General features: G+C 69.5%; 6 protein-coding genes. 3 read left to right on the forward strand and 3 right to left on the reverse strand.

The window, feature by feature from the left end; all coding sequences use genetic code 11:
• Nucleotides 1-66: 66 nt before the first annotated feature.
• The 3 genes from ACRDSQ_RS18815 to ACRDSQ_RS18825 all read right to left on the reverse strand — a co-directional run bounded on the left by ACRDSQ_RS18815 (nt 67) and on the right by ACRDSQ_RS18825 (nt 5057).
• Nucleotides 67-285 carry a hypothetical protein gene (locus tag ACRDSQ_RS18815; protein ID WP_431422865.1) on the reverse strand — a complete coding sequence of 73 codons (219 nt, stop codon included), beginning with the start codon at nt 283-285 and terminating at the stop codon, nt 67-69.
• The gene (locus tag ACRDSQ_RS18820; RefSeq protein WP_431422867.1) at nt 282-1229 is read right to left on the reverse strand and encodes an acyl-CoA desaturase; all 948 of its coding nucleotides are present in this window, start codon (nt 1227-1229) and stop codon (nt 282-284) included. The genes ACRDSQ_RS18815 and ACRDSQ_RS18820 overlap by 4 nt, the downstream gene beginning before the upstream one ends.
• A gap of 279 nt (nt 1230-1508) precedes the next feature.
• Nucleotides 1509-5057 carry a carboxypeptidase regulatory-like domain-containing protein gene (locus ACRDSQ_RS18825; RefSeq protein WP_431422869.1) on the reverse strand — a complete coding sequence of 1183 codons (3549 nt, stop codon included), beginning with the start codon at nt 5055-5057 and terminating at the stop codon, nt 1509-1511.
• A gap of 321 nt (nt 5058-5378) precedes the next feature.
• Here ACRDSQ_RS18825 and ACRDSQ_RS18830 point away from each other — a divergent pair, with 321 nt between their 5' ends.
• From ACRDSQ_RS18830 to cobA, 3 genes are all read left to right on the forward strand, one after another.
• On the forward strand, nt 5379-5516 hold the full coding sequence (locus ACRDSQ_RS18830; RefSeq protein ID WP_431422871.1) for a hypothetical protein: 138 nt from the start codon (nt 5379-5381) through the stop codon (nt 5514-5516).
• A gap of 131 nt (nt 5517-5647) precedes the next feature.
• A complete protein-coding gene (locus ACRDSQ_RS18835) occupies nt 5648-6097 on the forward strand; it encodes a winged helix-turn-helix domain-containing protein (RefSeq protein WP_431422873.1) in 450 nt (149 codons plus the stop codon).
• Nucleotides 6098-6145: 48 nt separating this feature from the next.
• Nucleotides 6146-7369 carry a uroporphyrinogen-III C-methyltransferase gene (cobA, locus tag ACRDSQ_RS18840; RefSeq protein WP_431422875.1) on the forward strand — a complete coding sequence of 408 codons (1224 nt, stop codon included), beginning with the start codon at nt 6146-6148 and terminating at the stop codon, nt 7367-7369.
• Nucleotides 7370-7576 lie beyond the last annotated feature (207 nt).

The following is a 7576-nucleotide window of genomic DNA, read 5'->3' on the forward strand; positions in this document are numbered from 1 at the left end:
GTCCACGAGCACGGACCGGCCGGCGACGGCGGGGGACAGGGCGGCGTTGGCCGAGCGGCTCAGTGGTTACATCACCGGGCCGACATAGGCACGCAGCGGGTCGTGCGGCTGCTCGGCGCCGGCGTCCAAGCCGAGCATGAGCAGCAGTTCCCGGCAGTCCTCGACGTCTGTGGACTGGCCGGCGACAACGACCGCGGCCCGGCCGCGCTGGACGACCATGTCGTCCAAGGCGTCGGAGCGGGAGCGGGCGAAGGTGGACATCGGACCGGTGATGGCTTCGCTCACTTCGACACCGCCAGCTTGTTCAGCCGTTCCTGGGTGGGCCAGCGGACCTGCCACACCCAGCCCAGCTTCTCGAACACCCAGATCAGCCGGGCCGAGATGTCGATCTGGCCGCGCAGCACGCCGTGGCGGGCCGAGGTCGGGTCGGCGTGGTGGGAGTTGTGCCAGGACTCGCCCATCGACAGGATCGCCAGCGGCCAGAAGTTGGCCGAGCGGTCGCGGCTGGCGAACGGGCGGCTGCCGATCATGTGGCAGATCGAGTTGGTCGACCACGTCACGTGGTGCTGGAAGGCGACCCGGGCCAGCCCGGCCCACAGGAAGCCGGTCAGCGCGCCCCACCACGACATGGTGACCAGGCCGCCGATGACGGCGGGCAGGGCGACGCTGAGCGTCACCCAGAGCGGGAACAGCTTGTCGAGCACCCTGATGTCGCGGTCTTCGGCGAGGTCCGGGGCGAAGCGGTCGATGTTGGTGCGGTCGCGCCCGAACAGCCAGCCCATGTGCGCGTGCCAGAAGCCGCGCAGGATCGCCTTCGGCGAGGTGCCGAACAGCCAGGGGGAGTGCGGGTCGCCCTCGCGGTCGGAGAACGCGTGGTGCCTGCGGTGGTCGGCGACCCAGCCCAGGACACTGCCCTGCGCGGCCAGCATCCCGGCGATGGCCAGGGCGATCCGCAGCGGTCGGTTGGCCTTGAACGCGCCGTGGGTGAAGTAGCGGTGGAAGCCGATGGTCACACCGAGCGTGGACACCGTGTAGAACAGCGCGGCCACCGTCAGGTCGACCCAGCTCACGCCCCAGCCCCACATCAGCGGGACAGCGGCGAGCAGGGCGATGAACGGGATGATCAGGAACGCGCGGATCGTGATGATCTCGGTCCGCGAAGCGGGCTCACCGAAGATCGGCTTGGGTGCTTTGGGAGGTCGTTCGAGAACGGGAGCACTTGATGGCATGGCAATAACTCGTCTCGGGTGTCTGGGCGCCTGTTCACCGACGATCGGGACGAACACGCTGATTTGTCAGGTCCGCGACCCTGGTTCCACGACATAGTCGGTGTCTGCCGGGGCATCCGCGGCCCGATCCGGGGGCTGGCGGCCACCCGGTCTGTCGAGACGGACGGTTCCTGGTCCGGTCCGCGAATTCTCTCGACTACCCACAGGATACCCCGAAACGCCCGGAGGCAGCCTCCGTCGAGCTGAAGGCTGCCTCCGGGGGTGATGGCACCGCTCGGACTATGTGGTCCGGTCCGGACGGTGCGTGATCCGCACCGCGTTGAGGACCGGCGGTTTCTTGCCCGCCAGGGCGGCGAGTTCGATCGCGATCGACCCTCCATCTGGGACGGTCACCCAGAACTCGTGCACGTCCGCGGTGAGCGCGCCGACCCGGGCGGCGATGTCGTAGTTCGCCAACACCTTCGTCCCGTTGACGGACACGTCGAACACCCGCCTGCCGACCGGCTGGAAAGCGTTCAGCTCGGCGAAGTTCAGCTGCACCTGGTACGTGCCCGCGGGAAGCGTGTCGAACCGGTAGCCACCGGCGCTTTCCCGCTGCGACTGGAACAGCGCGTCGTCCTCGGTGCCCGCGATCGCCTTGCGCGTGGTCGTGACCGGGCCCGCGCTGAGGTAGCCGGAACCGCCCGGGGCCCAGCGCTGGTCATCGACCCAGACGTCGGTGTTCCGGTCGGTCAGGCCGCTGCCGCCGACGTTGATTCCCCTTCGGTATTCGGGGACCACGAGCCGGACCGGGACCGTCAGCGTGGGTGTGCGACCCGCGTTGGTGGTGAACGTGATGGTCGAGTCGTGCACCCCCGGGGTCAGGCCGACCGGGTCGACGCGCACGGTGACCGCCTGCGCCGACTCGGGCTTCACGCTCGACGTCCCCGGCACCGCCCACAGCCACGACGCGCCGCTGCTGAGGCTGTAGTCCAGCGACAGGGCGCTGGTGCTGCGCAGCGACAGCGTGGCGGTGCGCAGCTGTCCGGCCTGGGCGAGGAACGTGAGCGGGGAGGTGTCCAACTCCGCGCGCGGCGTGTTCAGGGCCACGTTCCGGGTGTGGTCGCCGCTGAGGGTCAGCGGCTCGGAGTCGGCGACGTAGTGCTGCTTGGTGACCTCGATCCGGTAGTCCGCCGCGAGCAGCCGCAGCCGGTAGCCGCCGTCGGCGGCCGTCGTGGTCTGGGCGACCTCGGTGGCGCCGCTCATCGCCCGGACCACCGCGCCCGCGACCGGCAGGGTGTCGTTCGCGTCGGTGACGGTGCCGCTCAGCACGCCGCTGGCGGGTGGGGTGAAGCGGACCGACTGGGTGTTGCTCAGCACCGGCGAGTTCAGCGAGTACTGCAGCGCCACGGTTCCGGTGGCGTTCTCGATGCCGACGGTCGCGGAATTGCCGGTTTCCCTCGGGTTCGCGGAATCGAGATTGCGATAGCGCAGGGAGACTTCGCCGTTCTCCGATAGGACCGCCTCGACGTCGATTCGCGTGGTGGTGGCCTGATAGAAGGTGGCGTTGCGCCACTCGATGACGAATTCCCGGTTCGGTGCCGTACCGGACGTCTTCGTCATGACCCGGCTGGCGGCGTCGATGAGCAGGTCGTCCCAGAACGGGTAGATCGCCGCGTTGGGCGCGGCCGTGCCCGGGATCGCCGCGTTCGAGAACGCCGTGCTGCGGGCCAGGAAGTTGACGTGGCCGTTGGTCGCGACGTGCGCTTCGCGGTATGTCTTGCCGTAGAAGAAGAACTCGAACGGCAGTGACACCAGGGTCGCCTGGTCGTCGCCGGTCAGCGCCAGCGGGGTATCACCCTCCACATAGGACGTTGTTTCCAGGGTGCAGTGGTGGCCGAAGGAATCCGAGCGGTTCGGGAGGGTGAAGTCGAGCGTCTCGGCGCCGTCGACGGTCAGGGCCTGGGTGCGCGGATCGGAGCAGCCGCCCGCGGACGCGGTGAGCTGGTAGTCGCCGTACGGGACCCTGTGGATAACAAAAGCGCCATCCGGTCCGGAAGTGACAGACTGAATGGGCCCAGGAGTGATCCGGATCGTCGCGTTGGCCACCGGCGATCCGGCGGACGAACGCACGACGCCGCTGATGTCGCCGAACGGTTGCGGCGTCAAGGCGAGGTCGCGAGTCGTGGTCTGGCCCTCGGTGACGGTCGCCGTGCCGGTGAGCGTGCCGTAGCCGAATGCCGAGACCGAGATCGCGTAGTCGCCCACAGGAAGGGAGGAGCTATACGAACCAGGTGCCCCAGTCAGTAGCGAGCGGTTGCTCGGGCCGGTCAGCTCGACCCTGGCCCCGGAGATCGGCGCGGCGGTGGACGCGTCGGTGACGGTGCCGGTGAGCGTGCCGACCGGGCCGCGCGGGGAACGGTCGACGGCGGCGTAGGCGTCGAGTTTGCCTTCACCGAACACGTTGTTGTCGTCAGCCGTGCCGCCGCAGGTGAGGTTGTCGACGTCGACGGCGGTGTCGTCGAGCAGGGCTTCGGTGCGGGCGATGTCGCCGACCAGGCTCGGCGCCGACGACCACATCAGGGCGACCGTGCCGGAGGTGTGCGGCGAGGCCATCGAGGTGCCGCTGTTGGCCGCGTAACCGTTCCCGGGAACTGACGAGCGCACGTTGACCCCTGGCGCGGCCAGGTTCGGCTTCACGTCACCGTTCTCACCGGGGCCACGGCTGGAGAACGAGGCGATGGCGCCGTTGACATCGAACGCGCCCGACGAGTACGACTCGCGGTTGTCACCCGGCGAGCCCGCGGTGTTGCAGCTGGGACCGGAGTTGCCGTTGGAGAACGACGGGAAGATGCCCGCCGCTCGCCAAGCCTGCACGGTGGCTCGATACCAGGGGTCGATCGTGCCGCCGTTCGACGAGCCCCACGAGTTGTTGACCACGTGCGGGCGCAGGTCGGGACGCGGGTTCGCGCCGGTCGAGTCGGTCGGGGCGAGCATCCACTGGCCCGAGGCGAGCAGTGCCGCTTCGGAGCACCCGTTGGACTCGCAGCCCTTCGCCGCGATCCAGCGTGCGCCGGGGGCGACGCCGACCTGGTTGGCGCCGTCGCCGCCGACCATCGTGCCCATCGTGTGGGTGCCGTGGCCGTTGTTGTCGCACGGGGTTCCGCCTGCGCAGACCCGCGACGGGTCGAACCAGTTGTAGTTGTGGTCGACCGTGCCGGAGCCGGTGTTGCCGCGGTACTTCGCGGCCAGCGCCGGGTGGTCGAACTGCACGCCGGAGTCGATGTTGCCCACGACAACGCCTTCGCCGCGCACACCGAAGCCGGACCAGACGTCGTCGCCGTTGATGGCGGCCAGGCCCCACTCGACCGCGTCCACCGCGCCCGAGTCGGCACCGGGCTGGGGTGTGGGCAGGGCGTAGGTGTTGGTGGCGAGGATCGACGCGACCTCGGCGCGCTTGGCCAGCGAGTCGGCCAGGGTGGCGGTCCCGCCGCGCACCAGCAGCGCGTTGGCGATGAAGAACGACTGGTAGTCGACCTGGGCGCCATCCAGGTCGGCCCGGACGGCGGCCTGGCTCCGGTCCGCGGTCGCACGCAATGCGTCGAGCACCGCCTGTCCGCGCGCGTTCCAGTCGGCGACCTGGGACGCGCCGGACAGGTCGGCCTGTTCGGTGAACATCACCCAGAAGTCGCTGCTGTCCTTGGCTTCCAAGGCTTCGGCGACGGCCCGTTCGATCTTGTCGGCTGGGTCCGCTTCCGCGCCCGCCGGGGCGGCAAGGGTGCTGAGCATGGCTAGCAGTGCGGTGAGCAGGACCAGCCAGGCCCGGCCGGGATGACGGTGGGATAACAAGGTCGCTCCCATCTTGTGCGGTCAGGGGTGTCCGCGCGTGTGACCGCCGGTAGTTGGCTGATAACCACCGGTTCCCATCGACGTTTCCCTACCCGTGATCCGCCGTGAAGGACTCCAGGCGGGCGGTATCGGGTCGATTCGCGGCCGGTGTGCCCGGACCTCGGACCCTGCGCGGCAGGGCTGTTCGGCCGCGTCGCCCGCCGCCCGCCCAGGCGATGGTGGAACCGACCAGGACCAGGTCGGCGAAAGGACTGGAGATGACACGACACTTGGCAGCCGCCCCGGAGACGGCCCGCCATCGGGGTGCGTTGACCACGCTCAATGCTCGCGGGCCTGATGCTGGTGGGCTGGATCCTGGTTCAGCTCGCGGTCATCCGCACGTTCTCCTGGCTGCAGCCGATGTGTGTCGTGCTGGGTCTTGTCGTCGTGGGCTTGGTGGCGCGGGCCGCCAACCCCTGATCTCAGGTAAGGGGGTCCGACGGTCCAAAAAGCTGTAACAAAGCGAACCCTGTGGCGAAAGGCCTTGTCAGTGGATGACGTGCCTGGGGGTTGGCGTGCTCAATGGCCTGGATACACCGCTCGTGTTCTGCGTGGGCACCACCGCCGACCAGCTCGCCGCGGTCGCCGCGGCCACCGGCGGCCAAGTCGCGGTGCTCTACCTGCCCGACTCGTCGGCCCTGCGGTCCGTCCTCGACGGGGAGTCGGTCCTGCCCGCGCACCGGGTGGTCGAACAGGGCAAGCTGCGCCTCGACGCCTCTCTTCGGGAGGCGACCTGGCACGGCACCCGGGTGACGCTGTCGTCGCGCGAGTTCGACCTGCTGTTCGCCCTCGCCGGTGATCCCGGGCGGGTGTGGGCGTTCGCGGAGTTGACCACGCACGTCTGGGGCAGGCCCTATGTGGGGGACACCCAGGCCGTGGTGTCCGCTGTCAAACGATTGCGCCGCTCGTTGCGCACGGGTGCGCCGGGGGTGGTCGTCGAGTCGGTGCGGGGCGTCGGATACCGGGTCCGAGTGGCCGAGGTGCCAGTTCCGTCACACTGACGGGCGTGGGTGAGTGGCGTCCGGCGTCGGACCAGGCATGCTTGCGCAATGGCAGAGCAGCATTATCTGGTCGGACTCGATCTCGCGGGCCGCCGCGTCGTCGTGGTCGGCGGCGGCACCGTCGCGCAGCGCAGGCTTCCCCGACTGGTCGCCACGGGCGCCAAAGTCGAGGTCATCGCGCCGGAAGTCACCCCGTCCGTGCAGGCTATGGCCGACGCGGGCGAGCTGACCTGGCACGAACGCCGCTACGCCGACGGCGACCTGGCCGACGCCTGGTACGTGCTGTGCTGCACCTCCGACACCGAAGTCAACGCCTCGGTGGCCGCGGAGGCCGAACGCGTCCGCGTCTTCTGCGTGCGCGCCGACGCGGGCAGCGAAGGCAGCGCGGTCACCCCCGCCAGCGGCTCCTACGACGGCCTGCTCATCGGCGTCCTCGCGGGCGGCGCCCACCAGCGCTCCGCCGCGGTCCGCGACGCCCTGCTCGACGCCCTGCGCGAGGGGCGGGTGTCCGACCAGGCCCGGACTCCCGAACTCCCCGGCGTGGCCCTGGTCGGTGGCGGCCCTGGCGACCCGGAGCTGATCACCGTCCGCGGCAGGCGGCTCCTGTCCCGAGCCGACGTGGTCGTCGCCGACCGCCTGGGCCCCCGCGACCTGCTCGACGAACTCCCGCCGTCGGTCACGGTGATCGACGCGGCCAAGATCCCCTACGGCCGCGCCGCCACCCAGGAAGCGATCAACGACGCCCTGATCACCCATGCCCGCGCGGGCAAGTTCGTCGTGCGGCTCAAGGGCGGCGACCCGTACCTGTTCGGCCGCGGCTTCGAGGAACTGATCGCCTGCGCGCAGGCCGGGGTGCCGGTCACTGTCGTCCCAGGCATCACGTCGGCGTTCGCGGTGCCCGCGGTGGCTGATGTGCCCGTGACACACCGGGGTGTGGCACACGAAGTGGTGGTCGTCTCCGGGCACGTCGGGCCCGACGACCCGACCTCGCTGACCGACTGGTCCGCACTGGCCAAGCTGCGCGGCACCATCGTGCTGATGATGGGCGTGGACAAGCTGGACCAGTTCGCCAAGGCCTTGATCGGCGGCGGTCGCCCCCCGTCGACCCCGGTGGCAGTGGTGCAGGAGGGCACCACACGGAACCAGCGGATCCTCCGGTCCACTTTGGACTCAGTGGCCGAGGACGTGGTGGTGGAGGGGATTCGCCCGCCCGCAGTGACGATCATCGGCCCCGTCGCAGGCCTGGCAACCGAACTGACCCCCCCGACCTGACCCCGCGAGTCCAACGTCGAGAACAACGAGTCCAACGTTGAGAACAGTGAGTTCAACGTTCGGAGCGTGCGTTCCGGCTTCGGTATGAGGCCGTGCGGTTCCTGATCGTGGACTCCACGTCACGAACGTCGAACTGGTTGTTCCCAACGTCGGACTCATTGTTTTCAACGTTGGCCTCGCTGTTTTGAATGTTGGACTCGCGAATGG

The organism is Actinokineospora sp. (genome assembly GCF_050699995.1).
Taxonomy (GTDB): domain Bacteria; phylum Actinomycetota; class Actinomycetes; order Mycobacteriales; family Pseudonocardiaceae; genus Actinokineospora.

Coding starts and splice junctions, on each gene's coding strand:
- ACRDSQ_RS18820 (WP_431422867.1), bottom strand. CDS start 1,229: ATGCCATCAAGTGCTCCCGTTCTCGAACGACCTCCCAAAGCACCCAAG.
- ACRDSQ_RS18830 (WP_431422871.1), top strand. CDS start 5,379: ATGCTCGCGGGCCTGATGCTGGTGGGCTGGATCCTGGTTCAGCTCGCG.
- cobA (WP_431422875.1), top strand. CDS start 6,146: ATGGCAGAGCAGCATTATCTGGTCGGACTCGATCTCGCGGGCCGCCGC.